This is a genomic window from Methanothermobacter sp. (assembly GCF_030055425.1).
Classification (GTDB): Archaea; Methanobacteriota; Methanobacteria; order Methanobacteriales; family Methanothermobacteraceae; genus Methanothermobacter.
In genome coordinates, this window is sequence record NZ_JASFYE010000004.1 from 56,143 (window position 1) to 70,070 (window position 13,928).

The 13,928-nt window shown below is 50.4% G+C and carries 20 protein-coding genes; 16 read left to right on the forward strand and 4 right to left on the reverse strand.

Annotated elements, in window-relative coordinates; all coding sequences use genetic code 11:
• Positions 1–2 precede the first annotated feature (2 nt).
• The 12 genes from infB to QFX39_RS05450 all read left to right on the forward strand — a co-directional run bounded on the left by infB (position 3) and on the right by QFX39_RS05450 (position 7,744).
• The gene (infB, locus tag QFX39_RS05395) at positions 3–1,787 is read left to right on the forward strand and encodes a translation initiation factor IF-2 (RefSeq protein ID WP_300478064.1); all 1,785 of its coding nucleotides are present in this window, start codon (positions 3–5) and stop codon (positions 1,785–1,787) included.
• 21 nt (positions 1,788–1,808) lie between these two features.
• Positions 1,809–2,189 carry a 30S ribosomal protein S6e gene (locus tag QFX39_RS05400; protein ID WP_048175184.1) on the forward strand — a complete coding sequence of 127 codons (381 nt, stop codon included), beginning with the start codon at positions 1,809–1,811 and terminating at the stop codon, positions 2,187–2,189.
• A 24-nt stretch (positions 2,190–2,213) separates the two neighbouring features.
• Positions 2,214–3,440: a translation initiation factor IF-2 subunit gamma gene (gene eif2g, locus QFX39_RS05405; protein WP_300478067.1), complete on the forward strand. Its 1,227-nt coding sequence runs from the start codon at positions 2,214–2,216 to the stop codon at positions 3,438–3,440.
• 24 nt (positions 3,441–3,464) lie between these two features.
• The gene (locus QFX39_RS05410; RefSeq protein ID WP_300478069.1) at positions 3,465–3,818 is read left to right on the forward strand and encodes a twitching motility protein PilT; all 354 of its coding nucleotides are present in this window, start codon (positions 3,465–3,467) and stop codon (positions 3,816–3,818) included.
• A 14-nt stretch (positions 3,819–3,832) separates the two neighbouring features.
• Positions 3,833–4,363, forward strand: a complete 531-nt coding sequence (locus QFX39_RS05415) for an inorganic diphosphatase (RefSeq protein ID WP_300478070.1) — start codon at positions 3,833–3,835, stop codon at positions 4,361–4,363.
• A gap of 29 nt (positions 4,364–4,392) precedes the next feature.
• Positions 4,393–4,938: a DNA-directed RNA polymerase gene (gene rpoE / locus QFX39_RS05420; RefSeq protein WP_171770409.1), complete on the forward strand. Its 546-nt coding sequence runs from the start codon at positions 4,393–4,395 to the stop codon at positions 4,936–4,938.
• Positions 4,935–5,117, forward strand: coding sequence for a transcription elongation factor subunit Spt4 (spt4, locus tag QFX39_RS05425; RefSeq protein ID WP_013295534.1), 183 nt, complete (start codon positions 4,935–4,937; stop codon positions 5,115–5,117). Before rpoE ends, spt4 begins: the two co-directional genes overlap by 4 nt.
• A complete protein-coding gene (locus QFX39_RS05430; protein ID WP_300478072.1) occupies positions 5,117–5,605 on the forward strand; it encodes a GTP-dependent dephospho-CoA kinase family protein in 489 nt (162 codons plus the stop codon). The genes spt4 and QFX39_RS05430 overlap by 1 nt, the downstream gene beginning before the upstream one ends.
• 1 nt (position 5,606) lies before the next feature.
• Positions 5,607–5,909, forward strand: a complete 303-nt coding sequence (locus QFX39_RS05435; protein WP_300478074.1) for a 30S ribosomal protein S24e — start codon at positions 5,607–5,609, stop codon at positions 5,907–5,909.
• Positions 5,910–6,065, forward strand: coding sequence for a 30S ribosomal protein S27ae (locus QFX39_RS05440; protein WP_013295537.1), 156 nt, complete (start codon positions 5,910–5,912; stop codon positions 6,063–6,065).
• An 8-nt stretch (positions 6,066–6,073) separates the two neighbouring features.
• Positions 6,074–7,483 carry an argininosuccinate lyase gene (argH, locus tag QFX39_RS05445; protein WP_300478075.1) on the forward strand — a complete coding sequence of 470 codons (1,410 nt, stop codon included), beginning with the start codon at positions 6,074–6,076 and terminating at the stop codon, positions 7,481–7,483.
• A 120-nt stretch (positions 7,484–7,603) separates the two neighbouring features.
• A complete protein-coding gene (locus QFX39_RS05450) occupies positions 7,604–7,744 on the forward strand; it encodes a DUF3096 domain-containing protein (RefSeq protein WP_171770393.1) in 141 nt (46 codons plus the stop codon).
• Position 7,745: 1 nt separating this feature from the next.
• Here the strand turns inward: QFX39_RS05450 and QFX39_RS05455 are convergent, their stop codons facing one another.
• Positions 7,746–8,759 carry an ATPase gene (locus QFX39_RS05455; protein ID WP_300478077.1) on the reverse strand — a complete coding sequence of 338 codons (1,014 nt, stop codon included), beginning with the start codon at positions 8,757–8,759 and terminating at the stop codon, positions 7,746–7,748.
• A gap of 178 nt (positions 8,760–8,937) precedes the next feature.
• On the opposite strand from QFX39_RS05455, the gene QFX39_RS05460 reads away from it, so the two are divergent.
• Positions 8,938–9,558, forward strand: coding sequence for an acyltransferase (locus tag QFX39_RS05460; protein WP_300478079.1), 621 nt, complete (start codon positions 8,938–8,940; stop codon positions 9,556–9,558).
• Positions 9,559–9,618: 60 nt separating this feature from the next.
• Here QFX39_RS05460 and QFX39_RS05465 read toward each other — a convergent pair whose 3' ends face one another.
• Positions 9,619–10,074, reverse strand: coding sequence for a YbhB/YbcL family Raf kinase inhibitor-like protein (locus QFX39_RS05465; RefSeq protein WP_300478080.1), 456 nt, complete (start codon positions 10,072–10,074; stop codon positions 9,619–9,621).
• A gap of 45 nt (positions 10,075–10,119) precedes the next feature.
• Between QFX39_RS05465 and QFX39_RS05470 the strand changes: the two genes are divergently transcribed.
• Together QFX39_RS05470 and QFX39_RS05475 are read left to right on the forward strand one after the other, a co-directional pair.
• On the forward strand, positions 10,120–10,860 hold the full coding sequence (locus QFX39_RS05470) for an ATP-binding protein (RefSeq protein ID WP_300478082.1): 741 nt from the start codon (positions 10,120–10,122) through the stop codon (positions 10,858–10,860).
• Positions 10,854–11,636 (forward strand): UbiA family prenyltransferase, encoded by a 783-nt coding sequence (locus QFX39_RS05475; protein ID WP_300478083.1) that lies wholly within the window; start codon positions 10,854–10,856, stop codon positions 11,634–11,636. Before QFX39_RS05470 ends, QFX39_RS05475 begins: the two co-directional genes overlap by 7 nt.
• Before the next feature lie 135 nt (positions 11,637–11,771).
• On the opposite strand, the gene QFX39_RS05480 is transcribed toward QFX39_RS05475, so the two are convergent.
• Positions 11,772–12,953, reverse strand: coding sequence for an NAD(P)/FAD-dependent oxidoreductase (locus tag QFX39_RS05480; protein WP_300478198.1), 1,182 nt, complete (start codon positions 12,951–12,953; stop codon positions 11,772–11,774).
• 8 nt (positions 12,954–12,961) lie between these two features.
• A complete protein-coding gene (locus QFX39_RS05485; RefSeq protein WP_013295546.1) occupies positions 12,962–13,123 on the reverse strand; it encodes a 4Fe-4S binding protein in 162 nt (53 codons plus the stop codon).
• A 291-nt stretch (positions 13,124–13,414) separates the two neighbouring features.
• Here QFX39_RS05485 and QFX39_RS05490 point away from each other — a divergent pair, with 291 nt between their 5' ends.
• On the forward strand, positions 13,415–13,912 hold the full coding sequence (locus QFX39_RS05490; protein WP_242451170.1) for a hypothetical protein: 498 nt from the start codon (positions 13,415–13,417) through the stop codon (positions 13,910–13,912).
• The last annotated feature ends 16 nt before the right edge of the window (positions 13,913–13,928 follow it).

Consider the following 13,928-nt stretch of genomic DNA (forward strand, 5'->3'; position numbering starts at 1 on the left):
CAATGAAGATCAGATCACCCATAGTTTCAGTACTCGGACATGTGGATCACGGGAAAACCACCCTGCTTGACCATATAAGGGGCAGTGCAGTTGCCGCAAGGGAGGCGGGTGGTATAACCCAGCACATAGGGGCCACAGAGATACCCATGGATGTCATTGAAAACATATGCGGAGATTTCCTTAAAAAATTCTCAATCAGGGAGACGCTGCCAGGACTCTTCTTCATAGATACCCCTGGACATGAAGCGTTCACAACCCTCCGTAAACGTGGAGGGGCCCTTGCAGACCTTGCAATACTCATCGTTGATATAAATGAGGGATTCAAGCCCCAGACACAGGAGGCCCTCAACATCCTGAAGATGTACAGGACACCCTTTGTGGTGGCTGCAAACAAGATAGACAAGATCCACGGCTGGAGGGCCCATGAGGGCCGACCCTTCATGGAGACCTTCAGCAAACAGGACATTCAGGTCCAGCAGAAACTGGACACAAAGGTCTATGAACTTGTGGGCAAACTCCACGAGGAGGGCTTTGAATCAGAGAGGTTCGACAGGGTAACCAACTTCGCCTCACAGGTCAGCATAATACCCATAAGTGCTGTTACCGGGGAGGGAATACCCGAACTCCTCACCATGCTCATGGGACTTGCGCAGCAGTACCTCCGGGAACAGCTGAAGATTGAGGAGGATTCCCCTGCCAGGGGGACCATCCTTGAGGTTAAGGAGGAGACAGGTCTCGGGATGACCATTGACGCTGTTATCTATGACGGCATACTCCGTAAGAACGACACCATCGCCATGATGACATCAACGGATGTCATATCCACCAGGATAAGGTCCCTTCTCAAACCCAGACCCCTCGAGGAGATGAGGGAGTCCAGAAAGAGGTTCCAGAAGGTGGACGAGGTGGTGGCTGCTGCAGGTATAAAGATCGTGGCACCTGACATCGACGATGTAATGGCGGGCTCACCCCTCCGTGTGGTGACGGATCCAGAGAAGGTCAGAGAGGAGATACTCAGTGAAATAGAGGACATCAAGATAGACACCGACGAGGCGGGTGTGGTTGTAAAGGCCGATACCCTGGGGTCCCTTGAAGCGGTGGTGAAGATACTGAGGGACATGGATGTCCCCATCAAGGTGGCTGACATCGGGGACGTTTCAAGGAGGGACGTTGTGAATGCAGGAATATCCCTCCAGGAGGACAGGGTCTACGGGGCCATAATAGCCTTCAACGTGAAGGTGATCCCATCAGCGGCCCAGGAACTCAAGAACTCAGACATCAAACTCTTCCAGGGGAACGTCATCTACAGGCTCATGGAGGAATATGAGGAATGGGTCAGGGCCATTGAGGAAGAGAAGAAGAAAAAGTGGATGGATGCGATTATAAAACCTGCAAGCATAAGGCTCATCCCGAAACTTGTCTTCAGGCAGAGCAAGCCGGCAATTGGGGGTGTTGAGGTCCTTGCAGGTGTCATAAAGCAGGAGTACCCCCTCATGAACGAGGAAGGAGAAACTGTTGGTACCGTTGAGAGCATGCAGGATAAGGGTAAAAACCTCAAATCAGCATCACGCGGCCAGAAGGTTGCAATGGCAATCAAGGACGCCGTTTACGGGAAGACAATCAATGAGGGCGACACGCTCTACGTTGACATACCCGAGAACCACTACAGAATACTCGTGGATGAACTTTCAGGGGATCTCACAGAGGAAGAACTTGATCTTCTGGAGAGGATAGCTGAGATCAAGAGGAAGAAGAATCCTGACTGGGGAATGAAGGCACCATTTTAATTGAAGAAAGGAGGAGATATATTGGCATTTAAGGTTGTGATTTCAGATAAGGAGAAGAGTGTCCAGATGGAGGTAGAACCATCAGAATCAAAGGCCCTCATTGGCCTCACAATAGGGGACGAATTCGATGGTTCAGTGATAGGCCTCAAGGGATACAGACTGAAAATCACAGGTGGAAGCGATAAGAACGGTTTCCCAATGAAGAAGACAGTACCAGGTGCAAGGAGAGTTAGAAGCCTTGTATCAGGTGGTGTGGGGTACAAGCCTGCACGTAAGGGTGAAAGGAGAAGGAAAACATTCAGGGGAAACACTGTATCAGAGGACATAGTACAGATAAACACCGTGGTCATCCAAAAGGGTGAGAAGCCACTTGAAGAGCTCCTTGGCGCCGATGAGGAATAATAAAAGATTTTATAGGTGTAATCCGTGAAAAATCAATCTGAAATAAACATTGGTCTTGTGGGGCACGTGGACCATGGTAAAACAACCCTTACAAAGGCCCTTTCAGGTGTCTGGACAGACACCCACAGTGAGGAAACCAAGAGGGGCATATCAATCCGTCTTGGCTACGCTGACATAACCTTCAGGAAGTGCTCCCAGTGTGAAGCCCCCATGTGCTACACAACCGCAGAGATCTGTGAGAGGTGCGGCACAGAGACCGAGCTTCTGAGAAAGGTATCCTTTGTGGATGCACCGGGACATGAAACACTCATGGCAACCATGCTCTCTGGAGCCGCCCTCATGGACGGCGCCATACTGGTAATAGCCGCCAATGAACCATGCCCCCAGCCCCAGACAAAGGAGCACCTCATGGCTCTGGATGTGATAGGGGTTAAGGATGTTATCGTTGTCCAGAACAAGATAGATATAGTCTCCAGGGAAAGGGCCCTTGAGAGTTACAGGGAGATCAAGGAATTCGTGAAGGGCACATGTGCCGAGGATGCACCTATAATACCTGTATCTGCACAGCAGGGCGCCAACATTGACATTCTCATTGAGACAATTGAGGAGAAAATCAAAACACCCGAAAGGGATGTTGATAAGCCTGCCAGGATGTACGTGGCCAGGTCCTTTGATATAAACAAGCCAGGGGTTGACCCTGAACACCTTGCAGGTGGAGTTATAGGAGGCTCACTTGTCCAGGGTAAATTCAGGGTCGGGGATGAGATAGAGATAAAACCCGGCATACAGGTTAAAAAGGACGGTAAACAGTCCTGGATGAGCCTCCACTCCACCATCACAGGCCTTGTGGCAGGGGGAGAGGAGATGGATGAGGTTGGTCCCGGGGGCCTTGTGGGTGTCGGAACCCTCCTTGACCCCTCACTGACCAAGGCAGACTCACTTTCAGGTTCAGTGGCCGGTGAACCCGGCACCCTGCCACCTGTGAGGCACTCCTTCACAATGGAGACCCACCTCCTTGAGAGGGTCGTGGGTACCAAGGAGGAGACCAAGGTGGAGCCCATAAAGACAGGGGAGCCCCTGATGATAAACGTGGGTACCACAACCACCGTGGGTGTTGTTAAATCAGCGAGGGCTGATGACGCCGATGTCGTCCTGAAACTACCCGCCTGCGCAGAGGAGGGTCAGAGGATAGCCCTATCAAGAAGGGTTGGAGCAAGATGGAGGCTGATAGGATATGGTATCATCAAATAGGGTGGTTATAGACACCAATTTTTTATGATACCCCACCAGTTCAGGGTCGACATAGTCTCTGAGCTCCGGAGACTCTTCCCGACCCATGAGCTCCTTGTCCCATCCTTTGTGATAGGGGAACTTGAGGGTATAAGGAGGCATTCAGGTGGTGATGCAAGGATAGCCGCCTCCATTGGCCTTGCCCTTGCACGAAGGCCACCATTCAGGGTGGTTGATGAGAAACTCCATGAGGGCGAATCTGTTGACGACGCGCTTCTCAGGATCTCAGACGTGCTCTGTACTGCTGACCGGGAGCTCAGGGAAAGGGCGAGGTCACAGGGCATACCCGTGGTGTACCTGAGGCAGAAAAAATATCTTGCAGTTGATGGGCATATATAAATAGGAGGTTTTTCATGAATCTGTGGAAGGATATTGAACCTGGACCATCAGTACCAGAGGTAGTGTATGCAGTTGTTGAAATACCCAGGGGTTCAAGGAACAAGTATGAATACCACAAGGACCTCGAGGCATTCGCACTTGACAGGGTGCTTTACTCACCGGTATTCTATCCTGCAGAGTACGGTATAATACCCCGGACCCTCTACGATGACGGCGATCCCATGGACATCATGGTACTCATGGATGAGCCAACATTTCCTGGATGCATCATAGAGTCAAGGCCCATAGGCCTTCTCAGGATGATAGATGGTGGGGACCAGGACGACAAGATCCTGGCGGTGCCCGTGGAGGACCCCCACTACAGCGATGTTAATGATATATCAGACATACCCGAGCACATCCTGAAGGAGATAGCACACTTCTTCCAGGTCTACAAGAACCTTGAAGGTAAGGAGACAGAGATAATCGGATGGGAGGGCGCCGAAAAGGCACTTGAAGCCGTAAACCACTCCATAGAACTCTACAGAGAGAAATGTATGGAGTAATTCTTTAATGGGGGATCCCATTGTATTATATAACAAAAATTGTTGATACAGTCAGAATACCTCCAGACCGCTTTGAGGAGCCACTGGAGGAGGTTGCCATAGAGGTTCTCAACGAAACCTACGTTGGAAGGATGGACAGGAACCTCGGCCAGATGATAACCGTAAAGGAAATAGAGGACATAGGAATCGGAAAGGTCATAATGGGTGACGGCGCTGCCTACCATGAGGTGACATTCACAGCCCTCTTCTTCAAACCAGAACTCCATGAGATCGTTGAGGGCGAGGTAATAGAGATTGCAGAGTTCGGGGCATTCGTGCGCATTGGGCCGGTGGATGGTCTTGTGCACGTTTCACAGGTTACAGACGATTACATAACCTATGATGCCAAGAAGGGCTCCCTCACAGGTAAGGAGACAGGTAAACGCCTGGATGAGGGCGACCTTGTAAGGGCAAGGATAGTCGCCCTGAGCCTCAAGGGCCGGAGAGAGGGCGTGAAGGTTGGGCTCACCATGAGGCAGCCCGGTCTTGGTAAATTCGAATGGATTGAAGAAGAGAAGAGGAAGAGTAAAAAATGACTGAGAAGGCATGCACAAGGTGTAAGAGAATCACCAGCGACGAACGCTGCCCGGTCTGCAATGTTCCAGCATCCACCAACTGGAGCGGACTGCTCATAATCATAGATCCAGAGAAATCAGATATAGCCAGGGAACTGGATATAAAACTTCCTGGTGAATACGCACTGAGGGTCAGATAGTGTACATTCTACCGGAAAAACTCAGGGCAGAGCTCAAGAAACCCCTTGGAGAGCTCCACGAATCCTTCAGAAACATTGACGTGGGGGATTCGTTTCTCATAACGGTTGGTGATGTCACAACACGCAATGCACTGGAGCATGGCCTGAAACCGGACATCAGCATAATAGATAACAGGATCCAGAGAAGGGATTCTGACCATGAATTCAATGACACAGCAACCATCATCAGATCTGCAAACCCGCCAGGCACCATAACAGAGGACCTCTGGAACTCCATCAAAAAGGCCATAGATGGGGCCAGAGCAGGTGAACGCTTCATGATAGTAGTTGATGGAGAGGAGGACCTGGCTGTTTTACCATCAATCTTAATGGCCCCGGCAGACACTGTCATCCTTTATGGACAGCCAAATGAGGGTGTTGTGCTGGTGAGGGCCATCGAAACACGGAAAAGAGCTGAAGAACTCATAAAAAACTTTGAGGAGGCATAGAATGGAGATCAGAATAATCGAGGAAAAGGAAAACCCACTCTTAAACAGAAAGGAGATAAGGTTCGAATGCTTATATGAGGGTGAATCAACACCGAAGGTCCTTGATGTTAAGAACAAACTAGTCGCAATGCTCGACGCCGATAAGGACCTCCTTGTGGTCGATAAGATCGACCAGGGATTCGGCGAGCCAAGGGCCTCAGGGTACGCCAAGGTATATGATTCAATGGATAAACTCACCGAGATAGAACCTGAACACGTCATAAAGAAGAACAAAGAGGCACAAGAGGAAGAGGAGGAGGAATAGATGAAGAAGTTCGAACTCTACGAGGTAAAGGGGGATAAACTCGTAAGGAAGAACCCCTTCTGTGTGAGATGCTCAAACGGTGTCTTCATGGCTGACCATGGGGACAGGTACGCCTGCGGTAAGTGCGGATACACCGAATGGAAAAACAGGGAATAGGTGGAAACTTGAACCTGAGGGCTGGCAGATTAAAGAGGGGTATGGAGGATGAGGCAGCGGAGTTCACCTCATCCCTAACATTCGACCACCACATATTCGAGGCGGATGTTGAATGTAACATTGCACACACAACCATGCTGGCCCATGAGGGTATAATACCTGAGGAAGTGGCGGATAAGATCATAGAAGCCCTTGAAACCCTGAGGGAGGAGGGGTTCGAGGCCCTTGACATGGACCCTTCGGTGGAGGATATCCACATGGCTGTTGAGAACTACGTGACAGCCAGGATAGGCGAGGAAGCAGGGTTCATGCACACAGGTAAATCCAGGAACGATCAGGTTGCAACTGACCTCCGCCTGGCCCTGAGGGAGAAGATAAAAGTAATCAGCCACGAACTCCTTGATTTTATTGATAGGATAGCTGAAATGGCACTTGAGCACACAGGGACTGTCATGGTTGGTTACACCCACCTCCAGCATGCCCAGCCAACAACCCTTGCCCACCACCTCATGGCCTATGCCCACTCCCTCAAGAGGGACTATGAGAGGCTCCAGGACACCCTGAAGAGGGTTGACATCAACCCGCTGGGTTCTGCAGCCATGACAACCACAACCTTCCCGATAAACAGGGAACTCACAACGGAGCTTCTGGGGTTCTCTGATTACATGAGGAACTCCATGGACGCGGTGAGTGCAAGGGACTTCATAGCGGAGGCAGTCTTTGACCTCTCAGTGCTGGCGGTGAACCTCAGCAGGATCTCAGAGGAGATGATACTCTGGAGCACCTACGAGTTTGGCATGATAGAGATCCCTGATGAATTCTCATCAACATCATCGATAATGCCCCAGAAGAAGAACCCTGACGTGGCCGAGATAGCCCGGGCAAAGACCTCCACGGTCCATGGGGCACTATTCTCTGTACTTGGAATCATGAAGGCCCTCCCCTACACCTACAACAGGGACCTCCAGGAGATCACACCCCACCTCTGGAGGGCCACGGACACGGCACTGTCAATGATCCGTGTCGTGAGGGGAATGCTCCTGGGCATCAGGGTTAACCGGGAGCGGGCACTTGAACTTGCAGGGGCCAACTTTGCAACAGCAACGGACCTTGCAGATATCCTTGTCAGGGAGCGCGGCGTACCCTTCAGGGTGGCCCACAGGATAGTTGGAAGGCTGGTCACAAGGGCCATTGCCGATGGACTCGGGCCCTCTGACATAGATTCAGAGTACCTTGATGAGGTCAGCCTCGAGGTCACCGGGAGGAGACTTGAACTTGACCAGGAACTTGTGAGAAGGGCCCTTGATCCACTTGAGAATGTCAGGATGAGGATGGTTCCAGGCGGACCGGCACCTGAGATGGTCAGGGCGGCCATTGATGAAATCAGAGCCTTTGTGGAGTCCGAAAGGACAGATTAATGGTTATTTTTTCTCACCGGTCAGAAATTTCATATATCGGAGTCTGAGATGGGCTTTTAAGGGTTATTTTTTTCTACTGGGCAGAAATTTTATATATCATTTTTGACATATAATTATTACATGAAATCTGAAACTGAAACAAGGGTTGTTGGACTTCTGGCGGTACTCATCGGTATACTGATGATAATATACCCGCAGCTTGTGGGGTATCTGGTTGGTGTGTTCCTCATAGCCTACGGTCTTCTAAAGATATTCAGTTAGTTCACCGGGAGCCGCAGATACTCCATACGAGTTCCAGGGCCTCACCGGGTTCAAGAACACCGGCACGGGTCTCCCTGAGGACCCTCTGGATTGAGTAGCGCATCATATGTGGATACCTGCGGTGAACCTCCCCCAGGAGTGGACAGCCAAACCCTGAAGAGGCTCTGAGGCCATAAGGGGATACAGCGGACCTCAGCTCCTGCTTTGAGGCTGCAAAGAGTGCCGGTAGATTAACACGGAGGATATCATCGCGCACCTGGAGGGAACCGTATCCTGTTGAGAGGAGATCACCGAATATCACAGTATCAATTCCCTCATTCTTTATTTTCTCCATGATGACTTCCTCAATCATGGATGAGCACCTGCCGCAGGGGTGGAACCTCCCCTCGAGGGCATCCCTCTGAAGTTCACTGAGGTCCATCTTGATGTACTGGTGCCTCACTCCAAGGGAAGTGGTGAGTTCATCCACAGCCCTCCTGACGTGCCCTGGAAGTATTATGGTGCCGGGGTCAGCGGTGAATGCGGCAGGTTTTAAACCAAGTTTAACGGCCGCTATGAGTGAGAATGAACTGTCAGTACCCCCTGATAGTGCCACAGCAGTGTCGGGCTCTCTGATGCTGTGCTGGGGTGCACTGTCACTTTCTGTGAGAAAGTCAAGTCCCGCAGGGTATTCAAGCCGTTTCCTCAGCGGTTCCTCCAGGAGGGAGAGCACCCTGAAGGATCCCCTGAGTTCAGCCAGTCGCTCAAGTGCAAATTTAACCCGTTCCCTCCTCATGATGAGGTCGATCTCTGATTCAACATGGATCCTGCTGATACCAAGTCTCTCCCGTAGCCTGCCCACAACCCATCCACCCTTCCCTATTATGATGGACTTATCAGAACGGTCAGGTGCGACTATGAGGAGTTCATCCCTTTCCCCATTGAATATGGCCTCGGCTATCCGTACCTCTGTATCCTCATGGCCTATCTCGAATCTGACCTCCCTTATGAGAACAGCAAGTTCATCTGTATCCATAGAATCCTCCCCTGAATTATTCACCTGAAATGAAGTACCTTTTTTATGGTCTGATGAAATGATAGATGGTCTGCATGAAGTAAAGTATATTATAGATACGGCCAATATTTAATATAAAGAGTGAATATGGATTTCATCTTCAGGCAGTACCTGAACTTTAATAAAACCGTGTTGGGGGATGCATAGGCAAATGCCAAACATCAAAAGCCTTCTTTTCGGTGATCAGGAAAAAGAATGGGGTTATAAAAGGGAAAGTGAGAATATAATAGTTGGTTATGGTTACAAGAAGTTCAGTAAACCCCCTGTTATAGGTAAAAACCCTCTCCTGCGCTCAAACACCGTGATATACAATGATGTTACCATAGGTGATAACCTCAGAACCGGCCACAACGTCCTCATAAGGGAGAAGACGACCATAGGTGATGATGTACTTATCGGTACAAACACTGTCATTGAGGGCCACTCAAAGATAGGGAGCAATGTAAGCATCCAGTCAAATGTGTATCTGCCAAAGAACAGTTACATAGAGGATAACGTCTTCATAGGGCCCTGTGCCTGTTTCACCAACGACCGTTACCCCATAAGGGTCAAGTACAAACTGAGGGGCCCCATAATAAGGCAGGGGGCATCCATAGGTGCAAACTCCACCTTCCTCTCCAGGATCGAGGTGGGTGAGGGTGCAATGGTGGCGGCAGGTGCGGTTGTAACAAGGAACGTGCCCCCATGGTCACTGGCAATCGGTGCACCCGCCCGTATAAAGGCGCTTCCTGCCAAGCTTAGGGTTCCCAACAATATTTAGTTGATTTTTCTGTATTAGTTAGATTTTCCAGTCTGCAGTGACCTTTACTGATTGAATGAGCTATTCTCTTCTGTAGAGCCCCACTATCCTTGCCTCAGCCAGTACATGGCCCTCCATTGCCTCGAGGACGTCCTCCTTGCCTGTGCCTGGTTCAAGGTCCAGCATGGTGTCAAGGGCGTAGAGCCTGAAGAAGTACCTGTGCACACCGGATGGGGGGCAGGGGCCCCTGTAGCCTATGGTTCCAGAGTCGTTGTAGCCCTGGACTGAGCCATCAGGTAGCCTTTCCATGTCTGGAACATTCTCGTCAAGGCCCCTGGAGTCTGGGGGTATGTTGAATATCACCCAGTGGGTCCAGACCTTTGTTGGGGCATCGGGGTCATCGCATATGAGGGCAAGGGACCGGGCCTCTGGAGGGACGCCATCCCATTCCAGGGGTGGCGATATGTTTTCACCATCACACGTGTACCTTGAGGGTATTCTTCCGCCATCATTGAATGCACGGGTCTTGAGGTTCATGGTATCACCTAACAGATTATATGTTTCCTGTCATTAATTATTATTATGGACTACAAGGTGAACTCGGCATCTGATAACAGTGTCTTCGTTGAGACTGAGTCCTACAGAAGGCTCCTTGAAGCCCTTGAGGTCCTCAGGGATTGCCGCGGGAACATACTCCATGTTGTGGGCGCCCCAGGGACAGGTAAATCAGCCAACCTCTACAGGGGTATCCAGGAGGTGGGGCTTGATGTATATGAGGTGCCGTGTAACCTTGAGTCAGCGGATGTGGACGCAGATTATGTGTTCAGGCACCTCTTGGATGAGATGAAGGCGGAGCTCGGTGCAGATAACAGGGGGGATCTTTACAGGAAACTTGGTGAATTTGATGCTGTGGTCTTTGCTGACAGGTTCCATGACAGCCACGATTTCTCAGAGTTCACGGGTTTCAGTCAGTGGACAGCCACGGCGGGATCTGAAACACTGAAGTTCTACCTCAGATGCATCCATGAGTACATAAGAAACAGGGGGGCATTTGGGAACATGAACATAATCTTCCAGACAGCCTGGAGGTTCTACTTCAGGGGTAAAAAGCTGGACATCTTCACCGACATACCCATCCTCTCATCAGTGCTCTTCCACTCCCTCAGGATCCTCTTCACGGCTGTGAGGATAGATTACACCGTAACTGAAACCTTAAATATAATAAAGGCCCATTCAGGTGCTGATGAGGAAGAGATAAGGCGTTACATAGAATTATATGGGTGCAGACCAAGAACCCTTCTGGAGAAGATGAGATCATGCTGAGTACACTCCTGCGTTCAACGAGAATGAGCTGGTGTGCCAAGAACATCCACATGTACCTTCTGGCACTCACCTATGCCTCAGATGCAGACCCCATCAGATTCATTTCAGGACTCTTCACCGTGACGCTCCTCTGGGGGGCTCTCTATTCACTTAACGACTTCACTGACATTGAAACTGACAGGAACGACCGCATGAAAAGGGGAAGACCCTTCATAGAGAACCATGTTGAGCCCAGAGAGGTCATGCTTTTTATAGGCGTCCTTCTCGTAGTGTCCACCGTGGTGGCATATATCATCCAGCCGGTATTCTGCCTCCTACTCCTTCTCATGGTCCTCAACCAGTTCATCTATACACTCCCACCCCTCAGACTGAAGGACACACCGCTTGCACCACTTGCAAGTACCGCTACAAACACTGTTCTGAGGCTGGCATCCGCCTCTGTCCTCCTGGGGGGTATTCTCACTGTCCCGGTCCCGGTCTATGTTTTAATGTACCTTGCAGGTATGGGCACATACCTCATGTACAAGGAGAGAAAGGCCCCTACAACCCTGGTTTCTGTCCTGTTCTGTGTCCTCCTTGCCTGGAGTTACACTGGAGGTTACATCAGCATGCTGCAGATCCTCCTTGTAATAGTCCCGCCATTCATAGCCACGGTACCACTTTATCTGTCCAACTTCACAGAAAGGGAGCGGATGGTGGAGGTGGCTGATCTGATTTACCACAGGGTTCTTGTGGCATTCTACCTGGTATGCATAGCGGTGCTTCTTGTGGGTTAGGATGCTCTTCAGATTTTCTTTTTAGAGTGGAGAATTCTAAAAAATCAGATCAGATAAGTTTAACTAAATTTTCTAGAAATAGATTAAAAGGATAGGTTTCAGTTGATGGGTTCTTCACTGACTCAAAATATAAAATTAGAAGAGTTTGCCCAGTTTAATGAGGGCCTTTGGCGAGACCTTTATGAGCTTCTTAACAAGTTCTGTGGTGCTCACCTTCTCAAACTCAACATCCTGGAATGCCTCTGCGATTGAATCGAGTTCACTGTCACTGAGTGTAAGCATGTAGTCCTTGACCTTGAGGTACCTGTCTATCTCCTTCCCGATCTCCTCACGGCAGAGCCTCTCGTATTCACTGAGCCTCTTTTTGCTGACATCACCCTCACTGACCGCTGCAGCAGCAACCCTTCCTGCCAGCATACCACCGGTCATACCGCTTATTATACCACCACCTGTGAGGGGGTTCACCTGACCTGCAGCGTCCCCCACAACCATGAGGCTGTCTGCCACAAGTTCCTTTGGCATTCCACCAACCGGATCCCCACCTATGTTGAGTTCAACAGGCTGGGCGTTCCTTGTTGCCGGGCATGACTCAACGAATTCAAGCAGGTGCTCATAGGCGCTCTTATCGGTCTCTGTTGAGAGAACACCCAGGCCCACGTTGGCGATGTCATCACCCTTTGGGAAGATCCAGGCGTATCCACCGGGGGCCACGCTTCCAAAGTAGAATTCGATGCAGTTATTGTCCTCCATCTCCACTCCGACCATCTCGAACTGGGCCGCTGACTCCATGTCCTTGGGCCTTGTGGCTGTGTTTAGGCCGGCCCACCTTGCAACCCTTGACTCGGGGCCGTCGGCTGCAATAACTATCCTGGCCTTTATCTCAAACTCCCTGCCCATGCACTCTGCGCTGACAAGGTATCCATCTTCGGTCTTCTCCATACCGGTTGCAAGGGTCTTCACCATGATCCGTGAACCTGCCCTCGCGGCGTCCATTGCCATGTGCTTGTCAAAGACCTTCCTCTCAAGTATGTATCCTGCCTCTGGCAGCTCCACCTTATCTGAGGTCAGCCATACATCTGTGCCATTGGGGGAGACCAGACGCACACCATCAAGTTTCTTTGTGATCCAGCGGGGGTCTGGCTCTATCCCCAGGGACTCGAGGCCCCCAACAGAGACCCCCTCGGCGCACCTCTTTGGGGCCCCTATCTCTGATTTCTTGTCAATGAGGAGTACACTTGCACCGCCCATGGCGGCGTGTTTTGCTGCTGTTGAACCGGCTGGTCCAGCGCCAATCACAAGGACATCAACTTCAGTCACCATGTCAATCACCTCTCAAGGGCCCTAACAGGGCACACCTGTATGCATATGTTGCATTCCCTACACTGATCCTCTGAAAATTTCAGGGAATTCTCCCTGACCTCTATGAGGTTCCGTGGGCACACACCTGCACATTCCCCACAGAACATACACCATTCCTTCACCTTCATGGTTATCAACCTAAAATCAATTCTACAGATCATGAATCTTTAATCATGCGGGTGTTTATACTTTGGGGAGGAAGTATATATATAGTTCCCAAAAACCAGTAAACCCCTACAGTGAAAGGGAACCATTCACGGGGAGGAAGTATATATATAGTTCCCAAAAACCCTGACCTGGCCGCCACATGGCCACCACGCATAGTTCCTGATCTTTCAACGGCCACCTATATATGTTGATGGGCTCCGGGATAAATTATAAATCATATCCATGACAACAATTATTAAGGGAGGTTGAATATGAAGAAAATTTTATTTCTGTTTCTTGTGGCCGCAACGGTCCTTGTATCTGGTTGTGTGAGTGAGGAGCCCCAGTATAAGAGCTTCTCTGACGGAAAACTGAACTTCACATATCCCGCATCATGGGAGACCCTTGACCCTGCAGGGGCCCAGGGGGCCTTCAAGAAGGAGGTGGGAATCTCCAAGGATGTCATAGTTTACCTTGGTAACAGCACCTCAGAGCTTGCAGTTGCAGAGGTAAGTGCAGGCGCAGGTTACTACCTGAAGGATCCTGAAACCGTCAGGAAGGAGATGGCCAGCAATGAGGGTGTTGTATCATCCAGCATAATAAAGGTCGCCGGGCGTAACGCAGCAATGGTGAAGGCCACCGATTCAACGACTCAGACGGTTTTTGTGTACCTGAAACTCAACAGGACAAGCGGCTATGCATTCATGTACAGCGGACCAAAGAATGACGCAACATTTGACTCCATACTTGAGACTGTGAAGTTAGAGTGATCCCCGCTGGGATTCC